The organism is Nesterenkonia sp. DZ6, assembly GCF_022565835.1.
In the GTDB taxonomy this organism is placed as follows: domain Bacteria; phylum Actinomycetota; class Actinomycetes; order Actinomycetales; family Micrococcaceae; genus Nesterenkonia.
On record NZ_JAJOYW010000002.1, the window covers coordinates 487,946 to 513,945 of the forward strand.

Here is a 26,000-nt window from a genome sequence, read left to right on the forward strand (position 1 = left end):
TCGAGCTGAGACCTCCCGCGCGTCACCCGGCGGAGCCATCTTCACCCCCTACCCGGGTAGGGGGTGCGCGGGGTTCACAGCGGGAAGGAGGCGCGGATGAAGTATCCGCCGTCCGGGGTCTCCCCGGTCTCCACCGTGCCGCCGACGGCGCTGACCCGCTCCCGGATGCCCTCCAGTCCCAGGCCGGCGCCCGGCGCGGGCACCGAGACCGGGTGCGGCGGGGCGGTGTTGCGCACCTCGATCAGCAGGTGGCGGGTGTCCGCGGGCTCCGAATCCTTGTCGGACTCTCCGATCAGCTCGGCGCTGACCTCGATCGTGGAGGAGGGCGCATGGCGCAGCGCATTGCTCAGCCCCTCCTGGACCATCCGGTAGGCGGCGAGGCCGACGGCGGAGGACGCCTCCACGACGTCGAGCCCGGTGACCCGGATCGGGGTGCCGGAGGCGCGGGTGGCTTCGACCAGCGAGTAGATCTCCGCGAGCCCCGGGGTCGGCCCGGTCGGTGCCTCCTCCTCGCTGCGCAGGGTGCCCAGCAGCATCCGCATCTCCCCCAGCGCCTGCCGCGAGGACCGGGCGATCTCCTCGAACTCCTGCTGCGCCTCCGGCGTGATGGAAGGGAGCCGGTAGCGGGCGGTTGCGGCCTGCACGCTGATCACCGACATGGAATGGGCGACCACGTCGTGGAGTTCCCGGGCGATCCGGTTGCGCTCCTCGAGCTCCCGACGACGCCGGCTCTGCTGGGCGCTGGTGCGTTCGGAGACCTCCAGCCGGTCGGCGTCGCGGATCCACTGCCGGGTCAGGCTGCCGAGCACGGCGACGCCCCCGCCGACCGAGGCGAACACGATGCCGGTGCTCACCGCCCCGTCAGGAAGCTCCGGGGCCGCCATGACGATGGCCGCGAACGTGAGCAGCGCGCTGGCCGCCCAGCCGCTGGCCGCGCAGTACCAGGGTTCGCGCAGCGCCGCGACCAGGATCACCCCGCACTGGATGAGCATCGCGGTGACCGGCCAGGGCCAGATCCCCACCCCTGCCTCCGCGGTGGCGCCCATCAGTGCCGCCGAGACCAGGACCGAGGCGCCGATCCCGGCCCAGGGGAACTTCAGCGTGAGCACCAGGCTCAGGCAGTGCCCCAGGGTCAGCACCAGGGCGAAGGCCGGGTGGATCCCATAGACCGTGGTGGTGAGCGGCCAGGCCACCACGAAGAGCACCACCGCGGCGAAGCAGATCCCGATCCAGGACCAGGCGGCGGCGCTGAAGGAGGCTGAGGACTCCTCGACCCGGGCTCCCGGGCGACCCACGGCGGCGCGGGAGAGCGTGCGCTCCAGCGGATGCGCCTGGGGGTGTTCCAGCGGGATCAGTCGGCCCCGGCCGCCTGCGCCGAGCAGGCTCGTGGCCAGCAGCGCATCCAGTGCGGCCAGCCCGCGCATCACGGCGGGCAGGGTGACCAGGAAGACCACGCCGAGGATGAAGAACACGGCGGCGTCCAGCACGTACTGCCAGAACCCGCTGGCCGGCACCAGCGCGGGTTCGATCAGCTCCAGGATTCGGATCAGGCCCCGTTCGCCGGGGATGAATCGGGACCAGAAGAAGTAGGTGAGCCCCACCGGGCCCATCAGGATCCAGAGGGCCGCCACGACGAAGGTCACCAGCCGCACCGGCAGCGCGAGGATCATCTCGAAGATCAGATCCAGCCAGCGGCGAGGGTCGGCCACCGGGCGCAGTCGACCGGCCAGGCCCGGGTCCCTGGGCCGATAGCTCACCGGGGCGAGCACCGCGCCCCAGATCCGCAGCCGACGCCGGGAGAGCTCCGCGAACTCCGAGGCTGTGACCAGGGCCAGCGGAAGCACCAGGGCACCCACCCACAGCGGCGCCGTCGCAATGGAGACCGCCAGCAGGGTCATCAGCAGGCTGGCGCCGAAGAGCGCGATCGGCAGCCCCGGCAACACATAGGCGCTGTCGCGCAGGAGCCGTCGGGTCAGGGATTCAGGTCGAGGGCTGTGCACTGAGGAATCCTGGGCTGGGGAGGCATGGTGTTCACATCACACCATAGGCATCGGCGAGCGCGGTACCGGGGTAGCGTTGAAGCATGCCCCCCGCCGTCTCCGCCGACTCCTCGGCCCCGCTCTCCGGCTCTGCCATCCGGGTGCTCATCGTCGATGACCAGTCGATGATCCGCGCCGGCTTCGCCGCCCTGCTCGACGCTCAGGTGGACATCACGGTCACCGGCACCGCCGCCGATGGTGAGGGGATCGAGGAGGTGGTGCGCGGCACCACCCCAGACGTCGTGCTGATGGACATCCGGATGCCGAAGGTCAACGGTCTCGAGGCCACCCGGCAGATCCTCAGCATGGAGGGGACTCCCCCGCGGATCCTGATGTTGACCACATTCGACGCCGATGAGTACGTCTTCGACGCGCTGCGCGCCGGAGCCAGCGGCTTCCTGCTCAAAGATGCCACCCCGGAGGAGCTGGTCCAGGCCGTCCGGGTGGTGGCCGACGGCGACGCGCTGCTCTCGCCCAAGATCACCCGCACCCTGATCGCGGACTATGCTGCCCGCCCGACGGCGACCCCGGTCCAGTCGCGGCTGCTCTCCGAGCTCACCGAGCGTGAGCAGGAGGTGATGACCGCGGTCGCCCGTGGCCGGTCGAACGCGGAGATCGCCGCTGAGCTCTTTCTCGCCGAGCAGACCGTGAAGACCCATGTGTCGCGGATCCTGACCAAGCTGGCGCTGCGCGACCGGACCCAGATGGTGGTCTACGCCTATGAGTGCGGGCTGGTCCGCGCCGGGGAGTGATGCGGACTTCGGCGGTCTGATTGAATGGCGGCATGTCTGATTCAACTGCCCCGCAGGCCAAGAAGGTCCCCACCGAACGCACCCATCACGGGGACACCTTCGTGGATCACTACGAATGGCTGCGGGACAAGGACTCCCCCGAGGTCCTGGCACATCTGCACGCCGAGAACGCCTACGCCGATGCGGTGACCGCCGCGCAGAAGCCGCTGCGCGAGACGATCTTCAACGAGATCAAGCACCGCACGGTGGAGACCGACCTCTCGGTTCCCTCTCGCCGCGGAGACTGGTGGTACTTCACCCGCACCATCGAAGGCGAGCAGCACCCGGTGTACTGCCGGGTCGCCGCCGGCAGCGCAGCGGAGACCGAGCAGAACGACGTCGAGCGCGGGTCCTGGACTCCGCCGCAGGTCGAGGCCGGCGTCGTCCTCCCTGGTGAACAGACCTTCTTCGACACCAACGCCGAGGCCGCGAAGCACCCCTTCTACCAGCTCGGCGGGATGTCGCTGAACGCCGAGGGGACGCTGCTGGCCTACTCCGAGGACACCTCCGGCGACGAGCACTACACCGTGCGCTTCCGCGACCTCACCACCGGGGAGAACCAGCCCGAGCAGATCAGCAACGTCCACGGCGGACCCGTGCTGGAGCCCTCCGGCGCGCGCGCCTATTACATGGTGGCCGACGCCGCGTGGCGGCCCCACCAGCTGTACATGCACACCCTGGGCACCGACGCGGAGCAGGATCGGCTGATCCTGGAGGTCAGCGACGAGCAGCTCTGGACCGGCGTCGGGCTCTCCGCGGACAAGCGGGAACTGGTGATCATCTCCGGGAACTCCGAGTACGACGAGTCCCGGCTCCTCGACGTCACCGACCCGCAGGCGGAGCCGGTGCTCTTGATCAGCGCCGAGCAGCGCCTGCTGCACAGCATCGACCCGATCGAGCTCGACGGCGAGCGCCTGCTGCTGGTCACACACAATCAGTCCGGACCGAACAACGCCCTCTCGGTGACCACCGCCGCGGCGCTGACCGCCCAGGACTCGAACGCCGCGCCGAGCGCTGACCGGCCGCTGGACCTGGGTCGGCCGGTGCTGCCGCATGAGGAGACGGTCAAGCTCGAAGGCGTGAGCGTCACCGCCGCGCAGATCATCGTCACCGCCCGCCGGGACACCATCGAGTCCATCCAGCTGCTCAGCCTGGAGCAGCTGCGCGCGGCGCTCGCCGGCGCCGACCCGGTGCCGACCTCGACGTTGCCCGGCCCGGAGTTCGACGAGGAGCTCTACACCTGTGCGGTGATCGCCGCGGAGTACGAGGCGCCGCTGTTCCGGGTGGCGTATGAGTCCTGGCTGACCCCGACCCGGATCTATGACATCGACCATGAGACCGCGGAGCCGCTCCTGCGCCGGGAGACCCCGGTGAACGACGTGGATCTCGGCGCCTACCGCGCCACCCGGATCTGGGCACCCAGCGGGGACACCCGCGCGGACGGCTCGGCGATCGCGATTCCGGTCACGGTGCTGCATCATCTCGATGTCGCAGCCGATGGCACGAATCCGACGCTGGTCTACGGCTATGGCTCCTATGAGATGAGCATGGATCCAAGCTTCGGAATCCCAAGGCTGTCGCTGCTGGACCGCGGGGTCGTCTTCGCGATCGCGCATATCCGGGGCGGCGGTGAGCTGGGCCGCGGCTGGTACGAGGACGGCAAGAAGCTGAAGAAGACCAACACCTTCACCGACTTCATCGCAGCCACCGATCACCTGATCACCCAGGGCTGGGCTGATCCGGCACGGGTCGCCGCGCTGGGCGGCTCCGCCGGCGGACTGCTGATGGGAGCGGTGGCCAACCTCGCCCCGGAGAAGTATGTGGCGATCCTGGGGCAGGTGCCCTTCGTGGACAACCTGACCACCATCCTGGACCCGGAGCTGCCGCTGTCGGCGCTGGAGTGGGAGGAATGGGGCAACCCGATCACCGACCCCGAGGTCTACCGCTATATGAAGTCCTACGCGCCCTATGAGAATGTCCGCGACCTGGCATACCCGGCGATCGCGGCGGTGACCAGCCTCAACGACACCCGGGTGCTCTACGTGGAGCCCGCGAAATGGGTGCAGGTGCTGCGCGAGCACCAGCGCGGCGAGGCCCCCGTGGTGATGAAGATCGAGATGGAAGGCGGCCACGGCGGGGCGTCGGGCCGGTATGAGACCTGGAAGGAACGCGCCTGGGACTACGCGTTCATCGCGCATCACCTCGGCGCAAGCGAGCGTCTGGGCGCCGGTGAGATTCACAGCGCCGTTGAGATTCCCAGCGCAAGCCAGCCGCGCCGATGAGCCCTGCCGAGACCGAAAGCCCCGGGGACCCTGCGGAGCCGGGCAGCTCGAGCCGACATTCAGCCCCGGAGGTGGACCCGGCCTTCGCCTGGGTGACGGACCCGGAGCTTGTGGCGATCTATGACGTGGAGAACTCCGGGGGCTGGGACCACGAGTTCTACCTCGAGCTGGCCCAGGAGCTCGGTGCCGCCCGCGTGGCCGATATCGGCTGCGGCACCGGGGTCTTCGGGATCCTGCTGGCCGAGCATGGCATCGAGGTCACCGGTGTGGACCCGGCGGCGGCGATGATCGACGTCGCTCGCTCCCGGACCGCCGAGTCGCAGCTGACTCCGCCGCCGCGCTGGATCCACGGCTTCGCCGATCAGCTGGAGGCGCAGGCGGCGGACCTGGTCGTCATGGAGGGCCACGTGGCGCAGTACTTCCTCACCCGGGCCGACTGGGAGGCCGTGCTGGACCACGCCTTCCAGGCGCTGAGGCCCGGCGGGCATCTGGCCTTCGAGGTGCGCAACCCGGCCGCGCTGGAGCTCGACGCCTGGGATCCGGAGTCCACCCGGGAGACCCAGCCGCACCCCGACGGCGGAGAGTTCACCTCCTGGATGGAGATCGTCCGCGTCACCGAGGACCCGGCGGACGGCGCGCTCATCACCGCCCAGGCGCACAACATCCTGCCCGATTCCCGTGAGCTCATCGCCGAGGAGACGCTGCGCTACCGGCCGCTGTCGGTCCTGCGCCAGACGCTGAGCGCCGCCGGGTTCCGCCCGGTTCAGCTCTGGGGCGACTGGGACCGCGAAGAGCTCAGCGATGACTCCCCGGAGATGATCTTCCTGGTTCAGAGGCCCGACTGATCCCCCTGCTCGGGAGGCTGCGAGGGGCCGCCGAGTCGGTGAATGACAGCCTCGCTCAGCCGACCGGCCAGCGTTCCTGCCGGTGGGCTGAGTCCCAGAACATCCACTCGTACTGACTCGCCCGGCGGTAGGCGGCGTGCATCGCGGCCCGGGTCTGCTCGCTGGCGGTCTCCGCCAGCTCGTCGACGACCTGCTTGGCAGCTTCGGTGAGCTCGTGGAACTCCGGATCCCCGTAGGCGCTGATCCAGTCCGCGTAGGGGTGCCCATCGAGGGTCCCGACCCGGGCCTTGAGACGCGTGCCGACGTCGTCGTAGATCCAGAAGCAGGGCAGCACCGACGCCGCCAGCACCGGCAGCGAGCCGGCCGAGACCAGGGCGAGCTCGTAGGAGGTGTAGGCGACGGTGGTCGGTGAGGGCTGCACCGCGGAGAAGTCCACCACATGGGTCGCGTGCAGCGCACGCTCCTCCTCGATCGCGCCGGCGGCGGCTCGCGACCAGAACATGATGTGCTCTGGGTCGGTGGACTGAACGGCGCAGGCGGCGAGCGCCCGGGCGTATTCGGTCAGGTACAGCGCGTCCTGGCCCATATAGTGCTCGAAGGTCGCCCGCGGCAGCGACCCGTCTTCGAGCTGCTGCAGGAACGGCAGCTTCTCGATCTCGGCACGGATTGCCTCCGTGCTCGCCCAGGCTTCCTCGGTGAAACGCTTCCCGGTCATGCTCTCCCTCTCCAGCACCGCCTCATCAGCGGCTTTGACTGTGGTCCAGGCCCACTCTCTCCCGAGACATCGTAGAGCGTCGCGAAGATCCGCGAGCGAGATCATGACGACGACGCACCCATGCTCCTCGGTAGACTCGGCCATGTGACCGGATCCGATACCCCCAGCAGCCCGACCGTCCCCAGCCTGCCCGCGAAGGTCTCCGACATCTTCGACCCGTGGCAGTGGCGCACCGTGGAGGGATTCGACTTCACCGACGTCACCTACCACCGGCGCGTGCAGCGCGACGAGGACGGAACGATCACCGCAGATCTCCCAGCGGTGCGCATCGCGTTTGACCGCCCCGAGGTGCGCAATGCCTTCCGGCCCGGCACCGTGGATGAGCTCTACCGTGCCCTGGACCATGCCCGGATGACCCCAGACGTGGGTGCGGTGCTGCTCACCGGCAACGGACCCTCCCCCAAGGACGGCGGGCACAGCTTCTGCTCCGGCGGGGACCAGCGCATCCGTGGCCGTGACGGGTACCGATACGCCGAGGGCGACACCGCCGAGACCATCGACCCCGCCCGAGCCGGGCGGCTGCACATCCTCGAGGTTCAGCGGCTCATCCGCACCATGCCCAAGGTCGTCATCGCCGTGGTCAACGGCTGGGCGGCCGGTGGCGGGCACTCGCTGCACGTGGTCGCCGATCTGAGCATCGCCTCATCGCAGCACGGGAAGTTCAAGCAGACCGACGCCACCGTGGGCTCCTTCGACGCCGGCTACGGCTCGGCGCTGCTGGCCCGCCAGGTGGGTCAGAAGAAGGCCCGCGAGATCTTCTTCCTGGCTCGTGAACACTCGGCCGAAGAGATGGTGGCCGCCGGCGCGGTCAACGAGGCGGTCGACCACGAGCGGCTGGAGGAGGTCGCCCTGGGCTACGCCACCGACATCGCCAGGCAGTCCCCGCAGGCCATCCGGATGCTGAAGTTCGCCTTCAACGCCCCCGACGACGGTCTCGCCGGCCAGCAGGTCTTCGCCGGGGAGGCCACCCGTATGGGATACATGACCGATGAGGCGGTGGAGGGCCGCGACGCCTTCCTCGCCAAGCGCGAACCCGACTGGTCTGAGTTCCCGTACTACTACTGATCAGCCGCATTGATCCATGTCAGCGCCTGATGATCACCCTACCGGGCGCGCGCCGGGCGTCGAGGACCCCGAGCGTGGAGATTCAGACGTCTTCACCGTTGAACTCGGCCCTGTAGGACGAAAATCCCGACGTTGTGCACACGGCTCTCGCGTAGTCTTGACGTATCTCCCTGAGGTGAGAGCGCCTCGCTCCCAGGGCGACTGGAGAGGGGGGGTGCTTCCGTGATGTTCCACGAAGCTGCGGCGACCCATGAGCCGTGGGCACGAATTCACTCCTGGTCGTCCTCTCACCCAGGTCGCCAGTCCCATCCCTGCCGCGCCAACCCCCGAGCAGGGAACGCGTTGCGGGACCGGCCACGTCTGCGGTTGTGGTCGTGGTCGTGGTCGTGGCTGAGAGCATCGAAACGCCACCGCACCTACAGCATCCATATCCTCTGGGGTCTGCCGACGTTCGACCTGGCCATCACACAGCCGGAAACGATCGAACCCACAACGAATGTGCTGCGGGTCAGGCCTATGGACGAGGGAGTCATGGCCTTCAAGGCGCTGATGCGCGGACAGGAGACCGGCCTGAAATGAACTCGAGTTCCAGTCTGAACCCCAATGGAACACATTCGCGCGCCAGCCCGGTGCAAGTCGGACCTGATCCCTCAGCGATGGCCACCCGGACGAGCGGCAGCGGCCAGCGTCACGAGGTCACTCTGCGTTTCCTTGCCGCGCCCACGGACCGCGGCAAGGCCGGGACCGTTGATGCCGGTCGGGTCCTGGAATGGGTGGACAAGGCGGCCTTCGCTGCGGCCACCGGTTGGTCCGGCAGCTATTGTGTGACCGCCTACGTCGGCAACATCCACTTCCACGATCCGGTCCAAGTCGGCGAGATGGTGGAAGTCACCGGCACCGTGCTCTACACGGGCCGGACCTCGATGCATATCCAAACGATGGTCCGCTCTGGCGACCCCAAGACGGGACACCTCGAGGAGCGCGCCCGTTGCCTCGTCATCTTCGTGGCGGTGGACGCGAACGGCCACGCCACGCCGGTGCCGGAATTCGTCCCCCACACCCTGGAGCAGCAGCGTGCCCGCGATTACGCCATGTCACGCGTCCCCATCCGCAATGCAATCACGGCGGCGCTGAAGAGCCAGCGCTACACCGACGCAGGCACCGCCGAACGCGTCACGCTGCGTTTCCTGGCAGAACCCACGGACGTGAATTGGGGCGGCAAGGTCCACGGCGGCGTCGTCATGGAGTGGATCGACACCGCCGCCTACCTCTGCTCGTCCCGCTATTGCGGCCGAGACACTGTGGCGGTGTTCTCCGGCGGGATCCGCTTCACCCGCCCGCTGCGCATCGGGGACCTCGTCGAGGTGGAAGCCCGACTGATCTACACCGGCAACAAGGGCATGCATATCGCCGTGGAGGTCCGCTCGGGAGACCCCAAGGGCGGCGAACTCACCCAGACCACGAATTGCATCACCGTCATGGTCGCCCGCGACGAGAACGGAACTTCTGTCCCCGTTCCTCCATGGGAGCCAGTCAGCGAGGAGGACCGTGAGCTCTGGACGCATACCCGCACCCTGCTGGAGATCCGGAGCCGCGCCCCCGGCAGTCGTCTCCCTGACCACCTCCTGAACGATGCTGAAGCGCAGGACTACAAGTGACCGGAGCGCCCCGTTCTCACACACCCCGCACGACGTCACCCGCCTCAGATGTGACCGAGCCCGTCCCGGAAGTGCTGGTCCCGCTTCCCGGTCTCGAGTCGGGAACCGGCAACCCGGCTACTCCGCCCGGCACGCCTCTGACTCTGAGACCCCGGGCACGACCACCGGATCCGGCTCCAGTTCACCCGACGCGGTCTCATCAACCGCCTGCGATGAGTCATCGGGGCGCAACTTTGCACTCCACAGAAGCACCATCGGTCTGGCACACCATGTCGCCTGAAGCTGTACCCCTCGCGAGCGTCTTGGTGGATCCGCCGGGCCCACAACGCTCTGGGCTCTACTCCCGTATGTGGATGGACGCGGATGGGCAGAAGTCCGCAGCTTCTCGGACAAGGTCGTGCTCTGCTTCGGGAGGACTCTCATTGAGCAGCTCCACTTTGCCGTCGTCGGCACGCTGTGCGAACACGTTCGGTGCTGACAGCACACATTGTCCGGCTGCAACACAGGTGTCCTCGGTGGTCGCAATCTTCACGGCGATGGTCCCTTCTTCCTGCGATGGAACTGGTCCGTTGATCGAATGCTACGCGGGGTACCCGCGAGGATCTAGACCAAGGGTCACAGCACACCGATGGAGTCACGATTCATGCCCCTCCCCGAGACTGCACGAGGCAATCGAGCAGATAGGGTTCAGTCCGCTCTCACGAGAGGATGTGTGCCGGAGCCGCAGCATCCAGCTCCGCTTACTACCGTCAGGGCTTGGCCGGGACGTTGTCACAGGTCTCTTCAGCGGCCTTTAACCGAGCCAGCCCGTCCAGCAGCAGGTCGAGGGTGAACTCGAACTCTGCCTGACTGTCCCACCACCCCAGGATCAGGTCGTGCGCCGAGCGCACCTCCGCCTCTGCCATAGCTGCGAGGTGGAGCATCATCGTCGCGAAGCTGGCCGAGCTCGCCGGGTCCGCCACGCCGTCGATCTGACCCGCCGGCGCGCTGAAGGGCTCCTGGACGAATCCGAGGATCATGCTTCCCAACGCATGCAGGGCGCGGTGGGCCAGGTGATAGCTGAAGTCGCCCTCGACGAACGTCACCACAACAGCCTCGTATCGACGAAGGGCGCCGAACGGAACACTCGAGCCCGACACCATGAGGCTCGAAGCTCACGGATGGCTCAGCATGATCTCCCGCGAGACCAGGCAGCGTTCGCGCACCAGGCGTCGCCATTCGGCGGGGCCGGTCGCATCAAACCTGCGAAGCTCGACGTCACCCTCGGCCAGCTGGTCGACAATGACTCGCTCGCTCGCGCAGGCATCGCCCTTAGGCTCGGAATCGTTCTCACCCAGGCCCTCGTCGCGCTGTGGCTGTTCAGGCTCTTCCGCACTGTCAACGTGGTTGCGGCGGGAGCCGTCATGGCCTTCGGACTCGTGAACGCTGTTGCGATCCTCACGAGCGCGGCTATCATCGCCACCGCGCAGAGTGTCGCCGGCGTACCCCGGCTTGGCGCCGGGAGGCGCCGCCGAGGCGACCGTTCAGTTCGCCTACGCCTTCAGCGCGAACATCCGGGACGCGACGGCGATCTTCTTCGGTCTGTGGCTCACCCCGATGGGTCCGCTGGTGCTGGAATCACAGTGGATGCCCCGACCCCTGGACTGGCTCCTGATCGTGGGCGGCGTCGGGTACACGTTCAGCGCGTTCGGGATCCCCGTTCCTGCCCGACCTCGACGTCGTTGCTGAGGCGATGACCATTCCCACAGGAATCGGGGAGTTCTGGCTGGCTGGCTGGCTACCTGCTCATCCGCGGCATCCGGCGCCGGGAGGTCTCAACGGCACCAGGCCCGATGTCATCGAGACCCCGCGTGAGTTGACGCCGCAGACATCACTTCCGTGCGTTCAGCAGCTCCGCGAGGTGCATCGCCGGAACATCAGCGAGGTCATCGAGCTGGATCCGGCAGGACATCCCGTCCGCGAGGACCACGGTGTCCCCACCACGCTGCTGCTGGTCCCGCACCGCTGGCATGAGGTAGGTCTCGGCGACTGCGACGGAGGTCTCATAGTGACCCTTCTCCACGCCGAAGTTCCCGGCGAGCCCGCAGCATCCCGCGACCTTGGTGATCTCGGCGCCGGCCTTCTCCAGCAGCGCCCGGTCAGCTTCCCACCCGATGATCGCCGACTGGTGGCAGTGCGGCTGCGCGACGACGTCGACCCCGTTCAGGTCAGGCAGCCGCACCCGGCCCTCGCCTTCCAGACGGGTGAGCAGCTCGGCAAAGGTGAGCACTCCCGCAGCGACGGTTCTGGTCTGCTCGCTGTCGGAGAGCTCCAGCGCGTCACTGCGCAGCGTGGCCAGGCAGCTGGGCTCCAGGCCGATCACCGGCACCCCTGAACTGACATAGGGGGCGAGCACCTCGACGGCCTGGGTGATCCGCCGACGGGCCTGGTCCAGCTGACCGGTCGAGATCCACGGCAGCCCGCAGCAGCCCTCCTTCTGGATCAGCCGCACCTCGAGGCCCTGTGACTGCAGGTATTCGATCGCCGCCAGCCCGGACTGGGGAAAGAAGTGGTTGGTGAAGGAATCGGCCCAGACCCATACGTCGGGCCGGTCGGTGCTGTTGGGACTGGCACTGTTGGTGGGGCTCAGCTTCTGCTCGGCTCGGCGCAGCGTCCGGCGCGCGAACCTCGGCACGGACCGGCGCTGATCGATGCCGGCAACCCATTTCGCTGCCGCGGCGAGCGGGGTCAGCTTCATCATCAGGTTCGCCACGGGCGCCACCGGTGCGGCCAGCTTCGCCCAGACGGGGAGTCGTCCCAGGACATAGTGGCTGCGCGGGCGCAGCCGGCGCCGCGGGAGCCCGTCTGCGTCACGGTCGTACTTCTGGTGCAGCGCCTCGGCCTTGTAGGCGGCCATATCCACCCCGGCGGGACAGTCCGAGGCGCAGCCCTTGCAGGACAGGCACAGGTCCAAGGCTTCGTGCACCGCGGGGTCGGCGAGCCCGTGCACCAGCGTCCCGTCCATGGCCTCCTGGAGGACGCGGGCCCGGCCCCGGGTCGAGTCCTTCTCCTGAGTGGTCGCCAGATAGGAGGGACACATGACCCCGTTGGTCTTCGGCGCCACGCAGCGGCCGACGCCGGAGCAGCGGTGCACAGCGGCACCGTAGTCGCCGTCGTCGTGAGTCATCAGCAGTCCGGGCCAGGGCAGGGTCTGCTTCGGCCGGGTGGGGCGGATGTCCTCGGTGTTGGGCCGGGCGCCGGTGCCGCCGGGCTGGCCCGCTCGGGCGCCGTCGGTCTGCGGACCCGTGATGATCCCGGGGTTCAGCAGATTCTGCGGGTCGCAGATCCGTTTCGCCTGGGCAAAGAGATCCAGGGAGGTCTCGTCGTACATGAAGGGCAGCAGCTCTGAGCGCACGCGTCCGTCACCGTGCTCCCCTGATAGCGATCCGCCGTAGACGGAGAGCCGTTCAGCGCAGGCCAGCATGAACTCTCGGAACACCCCGGTGCTGGAAGGATCTCCGTGCTGGAAGGGAAAGTCGATGCGGCAGTGGATGCATCCGTCGCCGAAGTGACCGTAGGGGTAGCCATGGAGGCCGAATTCCTCCAGCAGCGATTCGAAGTCTCGCATCCACGCGCCGAGGTGCTTCGGGGGCACCGCGGAGTCCTCCCACCCCGAATGCGCCGGGGTGGCCAGACTGATTCCGGCCAGTCCCGCCCCGTCCTCCCGGATCTTCCACAGCGCGGCGGCCTCGGCGGGACTCTCGATGAATCGTGTGTCCACGGCAGCGGACGCGGTCCTGACCTTCTCGATGACCGCGCTCGCCGCCTCTCCTGCTGCCTCTACGAACAGCCAGCTCTGGCCTCCGGGCAGCTGCGGGACGGGCTTTCCGGCCGAGCGGACCAGAGCTACCAGTCGGGAGTCCATGCCTTCACAGGCGATCAGGCTGTTGGGCCCGAACTCGCTGTGGACCGCGTCAAGGATGTGCGGGACAGCGTCGGCTGCCTCGCTGACCGAGTCGTAGCCGAGCACAAGAAGGAGCCGACGGGGGTCATCGACGACCAATCGCACCTCGGCCTCGAGCACCGTTGCCAGCGTGCCCTCGCTGCCCACCAGGAACCGCTCGATGCGCCTCCGGTTCTCGGGCAGCAGGTGCTCAAAGCTGTAACCGGAGACCTGGCGACTGAACTGCCCAAACCGAGTGCGGACATGAGCCAGATTGCCCTCGGCCAGGCCGAGCAGCTTCTCCGCCGTCACTCCCTGCGCCGTGCCGCTGCGTGAGTCGAAGCTGCCCACCTCTCCGTTGCCGAAGAGCACGGTGGCCGCCTCGACGTTGTCCGCGGTGCGACCGTATCCGAGTGCGCGGGAACCACAGGCGTTGTTGCCGATCATCCCGCCGATGGTGCACCGCGAATGGGTCGAGGGGTCGGGGCCGAAGCGCAGGCCATGCGGTGCCGCTGCGCGCTGCAGGTCCGCGTGCACCACCCCCGGCTCGACGGTGGCGGTCTGGGCATCCGGGTCGATGGAGATGATGCGCTTGAGGTCTCGGGTGTCGACGACGATCCCCTCGCCCACGGCATTGCCCGCGATCGAGGTGCCGGCCCCGCGCATCGTGACCGGCGCGCCCACCGATCGCGAGATCTCATGGACGGCGTGGAGCTCGTCGACGTGTTGGGGCCGGACGACCACCGTAGGCACCACGCGATACAGGCTCGCATCGGAGGAGTACATGCCGCGCGCCAGCACAGAGGCATCAACCTTGGACACTCCCGCGCGGATCAGCTCCTGAACCAGGTATTGGGCGGTTTCGCTCTTCACCGACAGCTCCACTACATCCCCTTCCACACAAGATTGGTCTGATCACCAGTCATCTGACCTGCACAGCGATGCAGGCTTCAGCCTCCATCGCATACCTGCATTCTGACCGACCGCCAGTCCACAGTCACCCCCGGAGCAGCACTTCCTGCACGAACCAGCCGCACGGACCCGCTCCACGGCAGGATCACCGTGGCAACCGAGATCTCCTTCGGTGCTGCCAGCAGCACTGTGGGACCAATGGCCCTGTGTCACCTGTGCGATACCCGCCACAGTGGAGTGAGCTCCGCGAAACAGCGAGCCATGAGTTTAGGGAGCGCCTGTGAAACCCAGCGAACAGACCGCATTCGAACATGAACTGGAAACGGCCGACGACCGGACCCCGCTCACGCATACTCAGGAATCGAACATCCAATCGGAAGCCAATGCCGCGATCGTGAAGGCTCTGGCGCGATCAACGAACAGCCCCAGCACGATCGAAGCCCGGGTGGAGAACTTCACAGCAGTTCTCACCGGTCAGGTGGACTGGAACTTCCAACGCGAACTCGCGAAACGGGCCGTTGAGAACGTCGCTGGCGTGGAGCATGTGGAGGACCAGACCACGCTCCGGGTGCGGACCCCCATCGAAAATGCCGCGGACCGGGTCAAGAAGGCGATGTCTCTCAACCAGAAGATCGACGCGAGCCACGTGATCGTCACCATCACCGGCAACACTGCGGTGTTCACCGGTTATGTGAGATCACTGGCTGAGAAGAAGCAGGCCAGCCTCGCCACGTGGGTCTCTCCTGATGTGACTCGGATCGACAACCGCCTTGCAGTTCGTCGAATCCACTTCGCACCCTTTCGGCGTCGCAAGTGAAGCGGCATCAATGCGGCATCGCAGATGCCCTCCCCTCGTGCAGGGCGACGGATCCGATGGTGTGCAGACCCTGGAGCCACGGGGCCCCTTCAGCGTGTCATCCAAGCTGAACGCTCCGAGCCCCATCACTCACTGAGATCCAAGAAGACGAGCGGGCGAACACCTGACAGGGGCCTTCGTCCGCACCCTCCGAACAGGCCCCTGTGGAGGTCCGCAATGGAGAATGACACCCACTCGGCGCCACGCCCCCTGGCCTTCGACCCCGCCGCGCGCGACCTGGGCGTGCTGGTCGGATTCGACGGCTCCCAGCAGTCCATCCAGGCGCTGCACTACGGCGCCATGGAGGCTCAGCGCAGCGGTCGAAGGCTGACCATCGTGAGCGCGTACAGCGTGCCCGCTCCGGTCGCAGCCACGATCGGGGCAGTGCCGGACAAGTTCGAGGCCCAACACTCCGTCGTTGCCGCGAAGGCTCTGCTCGATGAGGCGCGGAGCTATCTTCAGGACTACCCGGGTGAAGTCATCTACCGGACCGAACGCGGAGACGCCGCAGGGGTGTTGGTGGATCTCTCCACCGTGGCGGAGCTGGCAGTGGTGGGCGCCAGGGGTCGCGGCGGATTCGTGGGACGGCTCCTGGGCTCCGTGTCATCGGCGCTCCCGGCCCATGCTCGCTGCCCCACCGTCGTCGTCGCCCGGCAGTACAAGATCACTGATGCGGCGGGCCCGACCCGCTTCGAGCCGGTGCCGGACGAGCGGCCGGTGATCGTCGGCATAGACCGTTCGCCGCACAGCAGGATCGCGGCTCTTCAGGCGGCAGAGCAGGCGCTGAACCGCGGCACGGTCCTGCATCTGTTGATGGCTCTGCCCACCCTGGAGGGGTGGTTGGACTGGTATCCAGGACTTGACACCCCCGACCAACGCATCATCGACCAGCGCAGATTGCAGCTGGAGGAGTCACTGGCGGCAGAAGTCGCGTGGCTGGGCCGACACTATCCCTCGCTGACCATCACGGCCGCGGTGAAACCTGGGGATCCGGTGGCACAGCTGAGCAGATCCACCCACGAGGCGCAGCTGACCGTGGTCGGCACCCGAGGCCGCAGCGGATTCACCGGGGTGCTGCTCGGTTCGGTCTCCCGCGGTGTGCTCCTGCGAGCCGCTGGTCCGGTCATGATCGTCCCTGAACTGCAGGACGAGCGATTGAGTGACCAGCCCGACCTCATCCGGTGAGTCCTGAGAAGATCACGGTGCGCTTTGATCCCTTCGGGCAGCGCCGGTCCGTTGCCCGGGTGGCCCGGTCGATTGCGGGCGTGGGACATAGACATCCGTGACGGTGATATCGATGCCGTCGACGTCGAGAGCGGCGTGGCGCGTCAGCGCGTCGAACAGTCGGTCGCGCAAGGCGTGGACCAGGTCTGGCAGCGGATGGCCCCACCGGGCACTCAGATTGACCTGGACTCGGACTCCAGAGCTAGGCGTCTCGCGGTCTCCCTGAACCTGGCACCGACCGATCGTCACACCTGCCACGGAGTCTCCGGTGGAGCGAATCAGTGCCAGCACGAAACCCTCGGCAGTCGGGGTTGGACCCTTGACGGGTATGGACAGCGGCTCCTGCGCTCTGGGCTCCACGCGGAGCCGCGCCACGAGGCGGTCCAGCCAGAGCGCACCCACGCTCTCGGCCCGGCAGATGTCGTCCTGGGCGAGGCGGTCGGTGAGACTGTCCAGGCGTCGAAGGCCTTGAAGGCTGGATCGACATCTGGGGCAGTTTCGGACATGGGGCTCCAAGTTGGGCTCGCCGGTGCGCAGGTACTCGTTGAGGTCTTCGAGTGAGTGCCTGTAGCCGGGATGGGTGGGCACCGAGGTCATTGCCACGCCTCCATTTCTCTAAGCAGGGCGGCACGCGCCCTGGACAGGTTCCCTCGGACGCTATGGATGCTGATGGTCAAGATCTCTGCGATCTCTTGATATGAGTGCCCGCCGATCTCTCTGAGGACCCAGCACTGCCGCTGTTGTTCCGGCAATCGGTGCAGCGCCTCGGAGAGTGCCTCCAGCAGACAAGCTTCGATGGCAGAGCTCTCAGGGGCGGGACTGTCGTCGACGGTTCCGGGTTCAAGGTCCTTGGGTGTGGGGGTCGTGCGGCGCCGACGCAAGAGGTCAATGCCGCAGTGGCTGGTGATGCTGAGAAGCCAGCCTCGCAGAGCAACGGCATCCCTGAGAGTGGGAAGCTGCCGCCATGCCTGCAACAGGGCTTCCTGGGTGATGTCCTCCGCGTCGACGGCTGCCCCCGCAAGGCGCCGAGCGTAGGCGTACACCATGGGACCGTGTCTGCGGACCAGGACCTCAAAGGCGTCCACGTCGCCATCGATGGCGCGTTCGACCAGAAGCACATCTGTCTGTTGCGCCAGGTCCGACGAGCCCGGCGCCTCCGGCCCGTCCATCGCTCCTCCGTCCCAACACCTACCAATGCCACGTGATGGTGATCACAGTCTATCCAGCGACCCCTGTCAGCCCGAGCATCGCTTTGTGTCTTGCAGCGGCTTATATGGGCTCCGCACTCCTGGCGGCCGCCGGGAGCCGCGATTCGGGAAGGGGCGAGAGGATCAACGGGGGCGCCCGGTGCGGGTCGAGCGCGAACGTGGGCCGGCTCTGATGTGGACCAAGATCGGGATCAGCTCCCCCAGCAGCGTGTCCAGGCCCGCGATCGCCTCCTCCGCCGTGGCGGCGATCCGCCGGGGTGACGCGCCCCTGCGGGCACGGACGACCATCTGCACCCCGTAGCCGCCCTTGATCTTCCACGAGGACACCCTGAGGGAGAGGACTTCGCCATCACCTTCCATGGCCTCCCTGATGGCTCGGGCCGCCAGGGAGTGGTCCACCGTGGTGGTGCCGCTGCTCGTGCTGCGGACGCCGAGCCTGTCGCTGCGACCACCACCCTGAGAGAAGATCCAGCGGAGCAGGAGGAGGATCGCCAAGACCACGAGACCCACCAGTGCCACGGTCCACCAGCTGATGCCTGTGTCCCCCATCGGTGCCGATCGGAGCTGCTCCAGGACCCATGCCCATGTGTCTGTTCCTGTGCGGGACCAGGCCTGAGCAATGCTCGGGTTGAGCCCCGCGGCAGCGGTGAGCGTTCCCGCAGCGATCAGCAACACTCCCAGCAGGGTGATCAGCAGCCGGTTCAGGCTGCGCGGCGTGCCGTTCATCCCCCCACCACCCCCCGGTTGCTGACATGGACCCTCACGGCCGGTTCCGGGCGCAGCCCATAGGAGGCCAGCTCGTGGCGAACCGCCTCCTCCACGGCCGCCTGGTCGAGTGCCACCCCCGAGGTGGGCCGGAGCCTCACGTCCACGCCGCGGCGCCTCACCGCGGTGGTGACCTGTCCCGGCAGCAGTCCAGCGGCCTTGCGGGCCGCGCGAGACAGCGCCGCGGCGATGACCTCGTCATCGACCACCATGGCGCTGCGTTCGCTGGGAAGAACGTGGCGGGGCCGGCGACCCGGGAGGATTCCGACCAGCACCAGTGCCAGGCCGATCAGCGCCAGCCCCACACCGGCACCCACAAGTCCCGCGGGTGTGGTGTGCTGCGGCACCGCGATCAGCCACTCGCCCATCTCAACCGAAGAGACCAGCAGTGCCGGCGCGTCGAGAGCAGAAAGCACGGTTTCTGCCCCCACCCACACCAGCACAAGGATCAGCAGTGCCGCAGTGACCACCGACGCCATGGCCCGCGAGGAATGGGTGGTTCGGCGGGCGACCCGTCGCGCAGGAAGTGTTGTGCTCATCGGCGTCTTCCCTGCCGCGCCAAGGGCTCACCCATCAGGCGGAGGTCGACCCGCCCGACCACATATCCCGTGAGCAGACGCGTCTGCTCGATGATGCGTCGGCGGTTTGCCTCAGCGCGATCGTAGAGCGAGCCCTGTCCACCGCCATCCGAGATGCGTCCGATCCCACGCAGCGGCGACACGGCCATCGGGACGGCAATCGAGACCCAGAGCATCCCCTGGTCATCGCGAAGCTGGGCCTTCAGGCTCTGTACCGGCACGCAGAAGACGTCGGCGGTCACCGCTTCCACGACTCCGGTCAGGGCCCGTGAGCTGATCCTGGTATGGCCGACACGCCGATGCACCGCACCGGAGGTTCCTGATGGAACGAGTCCGACCTCCGAAACGGTGCTCATGAGGAGCGCTGACCGCGCAGGGCGTCCATCACGCCGGCAAGATCGAGCCGACCCTCCACGATCCGGCCCAGCATCGCCCCGATGACCGTCGCAACGGCAACCAGCAGAAGTCCCCAGAAGCCGAACACGAGGAGCGTGAGCGCCAGAACCGCTCCGATGGCCGCGCCGGAGACGGTGGCACTCATGAGACGCGAGAGCCTCTGGACTCGGGCGCGTCGTCACTCTCGTCCGCCACCTCGGGGAGATGGATGTCACTGATGACCACGTTGACTTCGGTGACCTCCATGCCGATCAGCTCTTGGATCACGCCGTAGACGGCATTCCTGACGTTCTCGGCCACCTCCTGCAATGGGTACGGGTACTCCACCACCAGGTTCAGATCTGCGGCGACCTGGGTCTGACCGACTTCGACCGAGACCCCCTGCGTGAGGTTGTGCTGGCCCACGACGTCGCGCATCGAGCCGATCGCGCGTTCAACGCCACCGCCCACGGCCCACACGCCGGGAACCGCTACCGTGGCGATGCCGATGATCTTCTCCACCACGTTGTCCACGATGGTGGTGGACCCCCTGCCGCCGTCTTCGGACTTCACCACGGTCGCGGACCCCGCCGCCGCGACGCCAGGCTTACCCGAGGTCGGCTTGTTCTGAGTCTGAGTAGTCACAGTAATCACTCCATCGTGTAGGTCGTGCCTGATCATCGTGGTTGATGGTCACACTGATAAGACGCATCCACGTCAGTCATCGTCACGCCTCCAGACGTGTCGGTCACATAACGATTGCCGGTCACCGGCTCAGCGTTCGGCGCCTGGCGCCTGGCGCACCACCGTCGCAGCCGCATCGGTCTCTGCACTGGATGCCCCTCTGTCCGGCCACGATCAGGTGGATCAGATGACGACGCTGATCGGCAGCGGCAACCGGGACCACTCGCTGGAACTGGCATTCAGGGACATGGTGGGGATGTCTGTCCTGGTGGTTGTCACATTCCGGCAGGCCCCGAGGTGGCAGGAACGCAGGGCCCTCGCCCGCACCTGGCCTCGGGAGGGGCACCGGACATCATGGTGCGGGAGATCAATGCTCTTCCTGCCGCGCCCTGAAGCTGATCACACCAGGTCCTGAGCACTGCTGTGGTTCAGCCCGTCGGCGAAACGAGCGAGGAGCACCCCCAGTCGCTCGACATCATCCGGGTCCCATTCACGCACCTGGTCGGCGAGCCATGCCGTGCGGGTCGTCACCGCGCGCTGGCGCAATGCGGAGCCAGCAGGGGTCAAGACCAGGGCAGTGCGCCGGGCGTTGACGCCAGACGGGGTGCGGTGGAGGAGTCCTGCTTCCTCAGCGCGATCCACGAGGCGGCTGGCGGTCGAAGCGGTCACATCAGCCAGATCAGCGACATCTCCGACGGTGACTTCGCGGTGCTCATCCGCTCCTCGGGCACAGGCCTCCACGACCAGCAGACTCGACATCTCCACTGAGGCGCTGCCATCGGCCACCAGTCGATTGCGCGAGGCCCCCCACAGCCGACGCAGCCGAATCAGCGAATCATCGAGCAGGTGCAGATCAACATCCATATGTGTACCATACACATATGAGTCCGCCGATACTTGTCACCGGGGCCACCGGCAACGTCGGCGCCCCTCTGCTCCGGGCACTCCGCCAGGCCGGAGCAGAGGTTCGCCCGGCCTCCCGAGGCAACCAGGACCCCGAAGGCGTGTCCTTCGACTTCACCGATTCGAGCACCTGGGGCCCGGCGTTCGCCGGAGTGCAGTCGATGTTCCTGGTGCGTCCGCCGCAGATCGGCGATGTGCGCCGCGGGCTGGTGCCGACACTCAGGGACGCGCGCTCACGGGGAGTGCGGCACGTGGTTCTGCTCTCCGTGCAGGGAGCCGGGCGCGTACCCGCGCTGCCCCACGCGGGACTCGAGCGATGGCTGCGAAGATCCGGTTTGAGCTGGACCTTCCTGCGTCCCTCCTATTTCGACCAGAACCTCTCCACCGTCTTCGCCGCGGACATTCGCGAACGCAACCAGATCATGGTGCCCGCCGGCGGAGGTCGTACGGCATTCGTGGACGCCCACGACGTCGCTGAGGTCGCCGCAGCGGCGCTGCTGGACCCCGCACACCACACCGACCGGATCTGGACGCCCACCAGTGACGAGTCCCTGACCTATGACGAGGTCGCCGAGGTGCTCAGCTCCGTGCTGGGCCGCACCATCACCTATCGGCGGCCCAGCACGCTCGACTACGCCCGGCATGCCCGCACGACGCTGGGCTTCGATCCTGCAATGACTGTGGCCACCACCATCATCCACTCCACCGCCCGACTGGGACTGGCAGGGCACCTCACCGACGACATCCGGGCCGTCACCGGCCGGGCACCCACCACCCTGAGGGAGTTCGCGCTGCGCGAGCGCGCCGCGTGGGAACCCCACTCCCCTCTTCAGACCCCGCAGAAGAAAGGCCGAACATCATGAACGTCACTGTGCTCGGAGGAACCGGCAGGACAGGTCGACTGCTGGTGGAAGAACTGCTCCGACGAGGCCACCAGGTCACGGCGCTGGTTCGTGACCCGGACAGGGCTCCGGAGCACGCACGGGTGGTCATCGGGGACAGCCGGGACCCACAGGCGCTGGCCGAGGCGCTGGTAGGAGCCGAGGCGGTGATCTCGACCTTGGGCCCTGCACGGAAGCAGAACCAGCTGCACCGGCAGACCGTCGAGCAGCTGGTGCCGGCGATGCGAATGGCCGGGGTGCGCCGCTACATCGGAATCAGTGGCGCCGGAGTCGACGCCGACGGGGACTGCAAGAGCCGACGGGACCGGGTGATCTCCGCAGCCATGGGCCTGTTCGCCCGCTCCTTGGTCGCTGACAAGACTGTCGAGCTGGCCACCTGGCAGGACACCGAGCTGAACTGGACCCTGGTGCGCCCACCCCGACTGATGGACGGACCCGCTACCGGCGGCGTCGAACATGATGCGCACGTGTCAACACGCTCCACCGGTATGCGCCGGACCGATCTCGCGATCTTCTTGACCGACGTGCTCGACCAGGAGATCTACGTCCGGCAGGCCCCGTTCGCCGCCACCCGATGACGCTGCTGGGCTGGAACCCTCGAACGCGGTTCGGTCCAGCATGACCATGTCCAAGCCAACGATGTCCACGACGGCGGGACTCTTCGTGACCCTCACCGGGGCCATCGTGGTGTTCCTGACGCCGTGGTCCCCGCCACCCTGGCCGTCGTCGTCGCGGCACGGAGCAGGTTCGATAGGCCCGATGAGTCACTCCGCTGCTGCGGGGGACGCGCAACGGCAGCAGGACACTGTCGGAGCGACCGACGCCGGGGACCCGCATGGCCGCTGGTGGAGACGATGCCGAACCTAGGCGCCATGTCCCGATCGCACCCTGAGCACCCGCATCTCCCTGGCTGAGGAGCACAGTTGCTAATCTTGGCTCATGTTGCCTTGGTTTGCGTGGATCGTCATTATCGCAATCGTCATGTTCACCCTCGCCCAGATCGTGAGCATGGCCACCGGTAGGCCACTGCCAGGGGGCTCCGACGCGGCGGATGAGATCGAGACGCTGCGCAAGCGGGTCAAGAAGCTGGAGAAGGGCGACAAGGGAGAGCTCGAGCGCCCGCAGATCCCCACCAAGTCCGAGGAGAACTTGTCCGCCGAGGACCGCTGGCGCCTGGACATGCTCGAAGCCCGACTGGAAGAGCTGGAGAAGCGCAGACGAGATGACCGAGACAAGAAGGACGACGGCGGCAGCTGAGGTGCCCGAGACCACCTCGCCGACCGACTCCTGGGTTCCCGCGGCACTCACCGCCCTCGACGCCGCACTGGGCTCAGCTCTCGACGCCGGAGCTGCCCTGCACCGAGAATCTGGCCCCGCGGCTCCCCCGCTGGAGTTCCAGCCCGCTGACGCCACCGGCGTTCCCACCTGGACCTCACGCCACGACGTCCCCGCCGACCTGAGGGCGGTGATCGTGCGCACCTCCGGCTCCACCGGCACCCCGAAGCAGACGCTGCTTCCTGCCGCGGCCATCCACGCCTCGGTCACAGCCACCGCGCAGGCGCTGGGCGGGCACGGACAGTGGCTGCTCACCCTGCAGCCGAGCTATGTCGCGGGCCTCGCCGTGCTCGCCCGCAGCCTCGCCGCCGGCACCACTCCGGTGCCGCTGCTGCAGCACACCACCGATCCGACAGCCTTCACCCAGGCCGCCCAGCAGCTCTCGGCCGCACGTCGGTTCATCTCCCTGGTCCCCACCCAGCTGCAGCGCCTGCTGGACCATGTCCCGCAGGATGAGGCACTCACCGCGGCGCTCGCCCGCTTCGACGCGATCCTCTTGGGCGGCGGCGCCTCCTCCCCGCAGCTGCTGCAGCGCGCAGCGGCGCATGGGCTCACCGTCGTGCGCACCTACGGGATGAGCGAGACCTGCGGCGGCTGCGTCTACGACGGCCGACCCTTGCCCGGCGTACATCTCGAAATTCAGGACGCCGAAGACGCAGGCTCAGGACGAGTGCGGATCAGCGGGCCCATGGTCGCCTCCGGCTACATCGCCGACCCGGACCTGACCGCGGCGCACTTCGACGTCGACCCCGAGTCCGGGCAGCGCCGCTTCCTCACCGATGATCTGGGCGAGGTCCGCACCGACGCCGCGGGTCAGCTCCTGAGCATCTCGGGCCGAACCGATGACGTGATCAACACCGGCGGGGTCAAGGTCTCCGCCGAGCGCGTCCGCTCGGTTCTGCTCAGCCACCCGCAGGTCCGGGAGGCCTTCGTCGGCCCGGTCCCGGACCCCGAGTGGGGACAGCAGATCAGTGTCGCCGTCACGCTCACCGCGAGCATCGGAGCGGATGCGCGCTCATACTCCGGCGCCAGCGCCGGCCCGATCCCCGCCCCTGCGGCACCGAGCGCCGAGGAGGTCCACCGCGAGCTCACCGCACGGGTGCGTCAGGCTCTGGGCCGCGCGGCCACCCCCAAGCGGCTGCTGATCCTTCCTGAGCTCCCGCTGCTGGCCAGCGGCAAGCCTGACCGGCAGCGGCTGCTGCGACTGCTCAGCGAATCACCGTCCTGAGCCGGTCCGACACAGAGCGGGCGGACCGCGCGCTCCGGCCCGACACGGGAGCGCTGAAGATGAAATACCGAGCTATCCGCGCGTCACCGCGTAAGAAGACAGCAACGAAAGGACACGACTTGGCAACTGTGAAGGAATGGGTCGCGGGAGCACGGCCGCGGACCCTGCCGCTGGCGGTGGCCCCGGTGATCATCGGCGCCGCCGCCGCGCACGCACTGGGAAGCTTCGATCTGCTGATCGCGGCACTGGCCCTGGTGGTGGCGCTGGCGCTGCAGGTGGGCGTGAACTACGCCAATGACTACTCCGACGGGATCCGCGGCACCGACGACGAGCGTGTGGGGCCGATGCGGCTGACCGGATCCAAGGCGGCGAAGCCTCGGCAGGTCAAGGACGCCGCCTTCGTCAGCTTCGGTCTGGCCTCGCTGGCCGGGCTGATCATCGTGATCCTGACCGGGATGTGGTGGATGCTCGCCGTGGGCGCCGCCTGCGTGCTGGCCGCCTGGTGGTACACCGGCGGGTCCCGGCCCTACGGCTACCGCGGACTCGGCGAGATCATGGTCTTCGTCTTCTTCGGACTCGTGGCCACCCTGGGCACCACCTGGGCCATGGCCGCCGAGCTGAGCGTGGGCGCCGGCATCGGCGCCGTGGGCTCAGGACTGATCGCCGCGGCGCTGCTGATGGCCAACAACGTCCGGGACATCCCCACGGACCGCGAGGCAGGAAAGGTGACCCTGGCCGTCCGGCTCGGGGAACGCCGTGCCCGGTTCAGCTATGTCGCCATGGTGGGCCTCGCACTGGTGCTGCCGCTGGCGCTGCTGGTGCACAGCTGGTGGTTCCTGCTGGTGCTGCTGGCCTTGCCGTTGGCGCTGGGACCGGCGCGGATCATGCTCTCACCGCAGAAGAAGGGTCCGGCGCTGATCAAGGTGCTGCAGCTGACCAGCCTGATCGGCATGGCCTTCGCGCTGACCTACTCGGCGGCGCTGGTTCTGAGTTGACCTGGTTCTGAGGTGACCTGATCCTCAACCGGCGGGGAGCCGAGCTGACCGTGCGCCGAGCGGATCCTCAGCTCAGCTGCGCGGTGCGGGCTGGGGGCCGCCGGCGTCGTCGTCGTCATCTGAAGACTTCTTCCGGCTCTCCCCGGCGTCTCCACCTTTGGGCCGGCCATTGCTGGGGCCGCCGTCCTGGGAGCTGGGCTCACCGGCGTCCTCGGCGGAGGAGCTCCCCGCCACGGCCGCATCGGCGGCGTCGCCGAGCTCCCTCTCACGGGCGTCCTGGGTGCGGGCGTTGAGCTCTCGCTCCTTGCGGCGTGCTTCGGCATCCCGCTGGCGCTGCTCCTCGGCGCGCTGCCGCTGGCGGCGCTGGATCTCCACCTGGCGCAGGAAGTCGGGGTCATCATCGGGTGAGCGGGGCCGGCGCGGGGCCTGGCCGCCCTTCTTCGGGGCGCGGACACGTCCGAAGCCCAGCCAGAGGCTGGCACCGATGATCGGCAGCAGCACGATCACCGCGATCCACGCCACCTTGGGCATCACGCGGATCCGATGGCGCGGGGTCTGCAGGCATTCGACCAGGCTGTAGATCAACAGCCCCAGCCCCACGATTCCCAAGCCGATAATGATCCTGATCATCTCTCCAGCGTAGTTGATCTGTGAGCTC

General features: G+C 67.8%; 27 protein-coding genes and 1 pseudogene. 14 read left to right on the forward strand and 14 right to left on the reverse strand.

Annotated features, from left to right (window positions below):
- Positions 1 to 74 precede the first annotated feature (74 nt).
- Positions 75 to 2,000 (reverse strand): sensor histidine kinase, encoded by a 1,926-nt coding sequence (locus tag LTH93_RS07940; RefSeq protein WP_241470602.1) that lies wholly within the window; start codon positions 1,998 to 2,000, stop codon positions 75 to 77.
- 83 nt (positions 2,001 to 2,083) lie between these two features.
- Here LTH93_RS07940 and LTH93_RS07945 point away from each other — a divergent pair, with 83 nt between their 5' ends.
- The 3 genes from LTH93_RS07945 to LTH93_RS07955 are packed head-to-tail and all read left to right on the forward strand — an operon-like array spanning position 2,084 to position 5,957.
- Positions 2,084 to 2,791, forward strand: a complete 708-nt coding sequence (locus LTH93_RS07945; protein ID WP_241465455.1) for a response regulator — start codon at positions 2,084 to 2,086, stop codon at positions 2,789 to 2,791.
- Positions 2,792 to 2,823: 32 nt separating this feature from the next.
- Entirely contained in the window at positions 2,824 to 5,112 is a 2,289-nt protein-coding gene (locus LTH93_RS07950; protein WP_241470603.1) for a S9 family peptidase, read from the forward strand.
- Positions 5,109 to 5,957 (forward strand): class I SAM-dependent methyltransferase, encoded by an 849-nt coding sequence (locus tag LTH93_RS07955; protein WP_241470604.1) that lies wholly within the window; start codon positions 5,109 to 5,111, stop codon positions 5,955 to 5,957. Before LTH93_RS07950 ends, LTH93_RS07955 begins: the two co-directional genes overlap by 4 nt.
- 55 nt (positions 5,958 to 6,012) lie before the next feature.
- On the opposite strand, the gene LTH93_RS07960 is transcribed toward LTH93_RS07955, so the two are convergent.
- Complete coding sequence (locus LTH93_RS07960; protein ID WP_241465458.1) at positions 6,013 to 6,672, reverse strand: TenA family protein; 660 nt, start codon at positions 6,670 to 6,672, stop codon at positions 6,013 to 6,015.
- Positions 6,673 to 6,792: 120 nt separating this feature from the next.
- On the opposite strand from LTH93_RS07960, the gene LTH93_RS07965 reads away from it, so the two are divergent.
- Positions 6,793 to 7,797, forward strand: a complete 1,005-nt coding sequence (locus LTH93_RS07965; protein ID WP_241465459.1) for a 1,4-dihydroxy-2-naphthoyl-CoA synthase — start codon at positions 6,793 to 6,795, stop codon at positions 7,795 to 7,797.
- 656 nt (positions 7,798 to 8,453) lie between these two features.
- Positions 8,454 to 9,455 carry an acyl-CoA thioesterase gene (locus tag LTH93_RS07970; protein WP_241470605.1) on the forward strand — a complete coding sequence of 334 codons (1,002 nt, stop codon included), beginning with the start codon at positions 8,454 to 8,456 and terminating at the stop codon, positions 9,453 to 9,455.
- A gap of 337 nt (positions 9,456 to 9,792) precedes the next feature.
- Here the strand turns inward: LTH93_RS07970 and LTH93_RS07975 are convergent, their stop codons facing one another.
- Both LTH93_RS07975 and LTH93_RS07980 read right to left on the reverse strand, forming a co-directional pair.
- Complete coding sequence (locus LTH93_RS07975; RefSeq protein WP_342357798.1) at positions 9,793 to 9,987, reverse strand: ferredoxin; 195 nt, start codon at positions 9,985 to 9,987, stop codon at positions 9,793 to 9,795.
- Between the two features lie 217 nt (positions 9,988 to 10,204).
- Positions 10,205 to 10,540 carry a hypothetical protein gene (locus LTH93_RS07980; RefSeq protein WP_241470606.1) on the reverse strand — a complete coding sequence of 112 codons (336 nt, stop codon included), beginning with the start codon at positions 10,538 to 10,540 and terminating at the stop codon, positions 10,205 to 10,207.
- Positions 10,541 to 10,615: 75 nt separating this feature from the next.
- Between LTH93_RS07980 and LTH93_RS13495 the strand changes: the two are divergent.
- Together LTH93_RS13495 and LTH93_RS13265 are read left to right on the forward strand one after the other, a co-directional pair.
- Positions 10,616 to 10,873: pseudogene (locus LTH93_RS13495) on the forward strand (DUF4386 family protein); the annotation flags it as partial.
- Positions 10,874 to 10,925: 52 nt separating this feature from the next.
- The gene (locus LTH93_RS13265) at positions 10,926 to 11,183 is read left to right on the forward strand and encodes a DUF4386 family protein (RefSeq protein ID WP_342357799.1); all 258 of its coding nucleotides are present in this window, start codon (positions 10,926 to 10,928) and stop codon (positions 11,181 to 11,183) included.
- Positions 11,184 to 11,325: 142 nt separating this feature from the next.
- Here LTH93_RS13265 and LTH93_RS07990 read toward each other — a convergent pair whose 3' ends face one another.
- Entirely contained in the window at positions 11,326 to 14,250 is a 2,925-nt protein-coding gene (locus LTH93_RS07990; protein ID WP_241470607.1) for an FAD-binding and (Fe-S)-binding domain-containing protein, read from the reverse strand.
- A 319-nt stretch (positions 14,251 to 14,569) separates the two neighbouring features.
- Between LTH93_RS07990 and LTH93_RS07995 the strand changes: the two genes are divergently transcribed.
- Together LTH93_RS07995 and LTH93_RS08000 are read left to right on the forward strand one after the other, a co-directional pair.
- Positions 14,570 to 15,106 (forward strand): BON domain-containing protein, encoded by a 537-nt coding sequence (locus LTH93_RS07995; RefSeq protein WP_241470608.1) that lies wholly within the window; start codon positions 14,570 to 14,572, stop codon positions 15,104 to 15,106.
- A 216-nt stretch (positions 15,107 to 15,322) separates the two neighbouring features.
- Positions 15,323 to 16,330 carry a universal stress protein gene (locus LTH93_RS08000; protein WP_241470609.1) on the forward strand — a complete coding sequence of 336 codons (1,008 nt, stop codon included), beginning with the start codon at positions 15,323 to 15,325 and terminating at the stop codon, positions 16,328 to 16,330.
- Between the two features lie 12 nt (positions 16,331 to 16,342).
- Here LTH93_RS08000 and LTH93_RS08005 read toward each other — a convergent pair whose 3' ends face one another.
- The 8 genes from LTH93_RS08005 to LTH93_RS08040 form a co-directional block, all read right to left on the reverse strand.
- A complete protein-coding gene (locus LTH93_RS08005) occupies positions 16,343 to 16,966 on the reverse strand; it encodes a hypothetical protein (RefSeq protein ID WP_241470610.1) in 624 nt (207 codons plus the stop codon).
- Positions 16,963 to 17,538, reverse strand: a complete 576-nt coding sequence (locus LTH93_RS08010) for an RNA polymerase sigma factor (RefSeq protein ID WP_241465466.1) — start codon at positions 17,536 to 17,538, stop codon at positions 16,963 to 16,965. The genes LTH93_RS08005 and LTH93_RS08010 overlap by 4 nt, the downstream gene beginning before the upstream one ends.
- 162 nt (positions 17,539 to 17,700) lie before the next feature.
- On the reverse strand, positions 17,701 to 18,303 hold the full coding sequence (locus LTH93_RS08015; protein WP_241470611.1) for a hypothetical protein: 603 nt from the start codon (positions 18,301 to 18,303) through the stop codon (positions 17,701 to 17,703).
- Positions 18,300 to 18,881, reverse strand: a complete 582-nt coding sequence (locus tag LTH93_RS08020) for a DUF6286 domain-containing protein (protein WP_241470612.1) — start codon at positions 18,879 to 18,881, stop codon at positions 18,300 to 18,302. The genes LTH93_RS08015 and LTH93_RS08020 overlap by 4 nt, the downstream gene beginning before the upstream one ends.
- Complete coding sequence (locus tag LTH93_RS08025) at positions 18,878 to 19,171, reverse strand: hypothetical protein (protein WP_241465469.1); 294 nt, start codon at positions 19,169 to 19,171, stop codon at positions 18,878 to 18,880. The genes LTH93_RS08020 and LTH93_RS08025 overlap by 4 nt, the downstream gene beginning before the upstream one ends.
- A 101-nt stretch (positions 19,172 to 19,272) precedes the next feature.
- Positions 19,273 to 19,461 (reverse strand): DUF2273 domain-containing protein, encoded by a 189-nt coding sequence (locus LTH93_RS08030; RefSeq protein ID WP_241465470.1) that lies wholly within the window; start codon positions 19,459 to 19,461, stop codon positions 19,273 to 19,275.
- The gene (locus LTH93_RS08035) at positions 19,458 to 19,940 is read right to left on the reverse strand and encodes an Asp23/Gls24 family envelope stress response protein (RefSeq protein ID WP_241465471.1); all 483 of its coding nucleotides are present in this window, start codon (positions 19,938 to 19,940) and stop codon (positions 19,458 to 19,460) included. The genes LTH93_RS08030 and LTH93_RS08035 overlap by 4 nt, the downstream gene beginning before the upstream one ends.
- A gap of 438 nt (positions 19,941 to 20,378) precedes the next feature.
- Positions 20,379 to 20,843, reverse strand: coding sequence for a MarR family winged helix-turn-helix transcriptional regulator (locus tag LTH93_RS08040; protein WP_241470613.1), 465 nt, complete (start codon positions 20,841 to 20,843; stop codon positions 20,379 to 20,381).
- A gap of 17 nt (positions 20,844 to 20,860) precedes the next feature.
- Here LTH93_RS08040 and LTH93_RS08045 point away from each other — a divergent pair, with 17 nt between their 5' ends.
- From LTH93_RS08045 to LTH93_RS08065, 5 genes are all read left to right on the forward strand, one after another.
- Positions 20,861 to 21,745 (forward strand): NmrA family NAD(P)-binding protein, encoded by an 885-nt coding sequence (locus LTH93_RS08045; RefSeq protein WP_241470614.1) that lies wholly within the window; start codon positions 20,861 to 20,863, stop codon positions 21,743 to 21,745.
- On the forward strand, positions 21,742 to 22,362 hold the full coding sequence (locus tag LTH93_RS08050) for an NAD(P)-dependent oxidoreductase (RefSeq protein WP_241470615.1): 621 nt from the start codon (positions 21,742 to 21,744) through the stop codon (positions 22,360 to 22,362). Before LTH93_RS08045 ends, LTH93_RS08050 begins: the two co-directional genes overlap by 4 nt.
- 361 nt (positions 22,363 to 22,723) lie before the next feature.
- Positions 22,724 to 23,041: a TMEM208 family protein gene (locus LTH93_RS08055; protein WP_241470616.1), complete on the forward strand. Its 318-nt coding sequence runs from the start codon at positions 22,724 to 22,726 to the stop codon at positions 23,039 to 23,041.
- Positions 23,007 to 24,347, forward strand: a complete 1,341-nt coding sequence (locus LTH93_RS08060) for an AMP-binding protein (protein WP_241465476.1) — start codon at positions 23,007 to 23,009, stop codon at positions 24,345 to 24,347. The genes LTH93_RS08055 and LTH93_RS08060 overlap by 35 nt, the downstream gene beginning before the upstream one ends.
- A gap of 119 nt (positions 24,348 to 24,466) precedes the next feature.
- On the forward strand, positions 24,467 to 25,342 hold the full coding sequence (locus LTH93_RS08065; protein WP_241470617.1) for a 1,4-dihydroxy-2-naphthoate polyprenyltransferase: 876 nt from the start codon (positions 24,467 to 24,469) through the stop codon (positions 25,340 to 25,342).
- 72 nt (positions 25,343 to 25,414) lie between these two features.
- Here LTH93_RS08065 and LTH93_RS08070 read toward each other — a convergent pair whose 3' ends face one another.
- Positions 25,415 to 25,972 (reverse strand): PLD nuclease N-terminal domain-containing protein, encoded by a 558-nt coding sequence (locus LTH93_RS08070; protein ID WP_241470618.1) that lies wholly within the window; start codon positions 25,970 to 25,972, stop codon positions 25,415 to 25,417.
- Between the last annotated feature and the right edge of the window lie 28 nt (positions 25,973 to 26,000).

Excerpts from the sequence above, each read along its gene's own strand:
- LTH93_RS08005 (WP_241470610.1), bottom strand. The coding sequence starts at position 16,966 with ATGACCTCGGTGCCCACCCATCCCGGCTACAGGCACTCACTCGAAGAC.
- LTH93_RS08045 (WP_241470614.1), top strand. The coding sequence starts at position 20,861 with ATGAGTCCGCCGATACTTGTCACCGGGGCCACCGGCAACGTCGGCGCC.
- LTH93_RS07960 (WP_241465458.1), bottom strand. The coding sequence starts at position 6,672 with ATGACCGGGAAGCGTTTCACCGAGGAAGCCTGGGCGAGCACGGAGGCA.
- LTH93_RS08030 (WP_241465470.1), bottom strand. The coding sequence starts at position 19,461 with ATGAGTGCCACCGTCTCCGGCGCGGCCATCGGAGCGGTTCTGGCGCTC.
- LTH93_RS08060 (WP_241465476.1), top strand. The coding sequence starts at position 23,007 with ATGACCGAGACAAGAAGGACGACGGCGGCAGCTGAGGTGCCCGAGACC.
- LTH93_RS08055 (WP_241470616.1), top strand. The coding sequence starts at position 22,724 with ATGTTGCCTTGGTTTGCGTGGATCGTCATTATCGCAATCGTCATGTTC.
- LTH93_RS08020 (WP_241470612.1), bottom strand. The coding sequence starts at position 18,881 with ATGAGCACAACACTTCCTGCGCGACGGGTCGCCCGCCGAACCACCCAT.
- LTH93_RS08015 (WP_241470611.1), bottom strand. The coding sequence starts at position 18,303 with ATGAACGGCACGCCGCGCAGCCTGAACCGGCTGCTGATCACCCTGCTG.
- LTH93_RS08010 (WP_241465466.1), bottom strand. The coding sequence starts at position 17,538 with ATGGACGGGCCGGAGGCGCCGGGCTCGTCGGACCTGGCGCAACAGACA.
- LTH93_RS08000 (WP_241470609.1), top strand. The coding sequence starts at position 15,323 with ATGGAGAATGACACCCACTCGGCGCCACGCCCCCTGGCCTTCGACCCC.
- LTH93_RS08040 (WP_241470613.1), bottom strand. The coding sequence starts at position 20,843 with ATGGATGTTGATCTGCACCTGCTCGATGATTCGCTGATTCGGCTGCGT.
- LTH93_RS07945 (WP_241465455.1), top strand. The coding sequence starts at position 2,084 with ATGCCCCCCGCCGTCTCCGCCGACTCCTCGGCCCCGCTCTCCGGCTCT.
- LTH93_RS08070 (WP_241470618.1), bottom strand. The coding sequence starts at position 25,972 with ATGATCAGGATCATTATCGGCTTGGGAATCGTGGGGCTGGGGCTGTTG.
- LTH93_RS08050 (WP_241470615.1), top strand. The coding sequence starts at position 21,742 with ATGAACGTCACTGTGCTCGGAGGAACCGGCAGGACAGGTCGACTGCTG.
- LTH93_RS07965 (WP_241465459.1), top strand. The coding sequence starts at position 6,793 with ATGCTCCTCGGTAGACTCGGCCATGTGACCGGATCCGATACCCCCAGC.
- LTH93_RS07950 (WP_241470603.1), top strand. The coding sequence starts at position 2,824 with ATGTCTGATTCAACTGCCCCGCAGGCCAAGAAGGTCCCCACCGAACGC.
- LTH93_RS07955 (WP_241470604.1), top strand. The coding sequence starts at position 5,109 with ATGAGCCCTGCCGAGACCGAAAGCCCCGGGGACCCTGCGGAGCCGGGC.
- LTH93_RS07970 (WP_241470605.1), top strand. The coding sequence starts at position 8,454 with ATGGCCACCCGGACGAGCGGCAGCGGCCAGCGTCACGAGGTCACTCTG.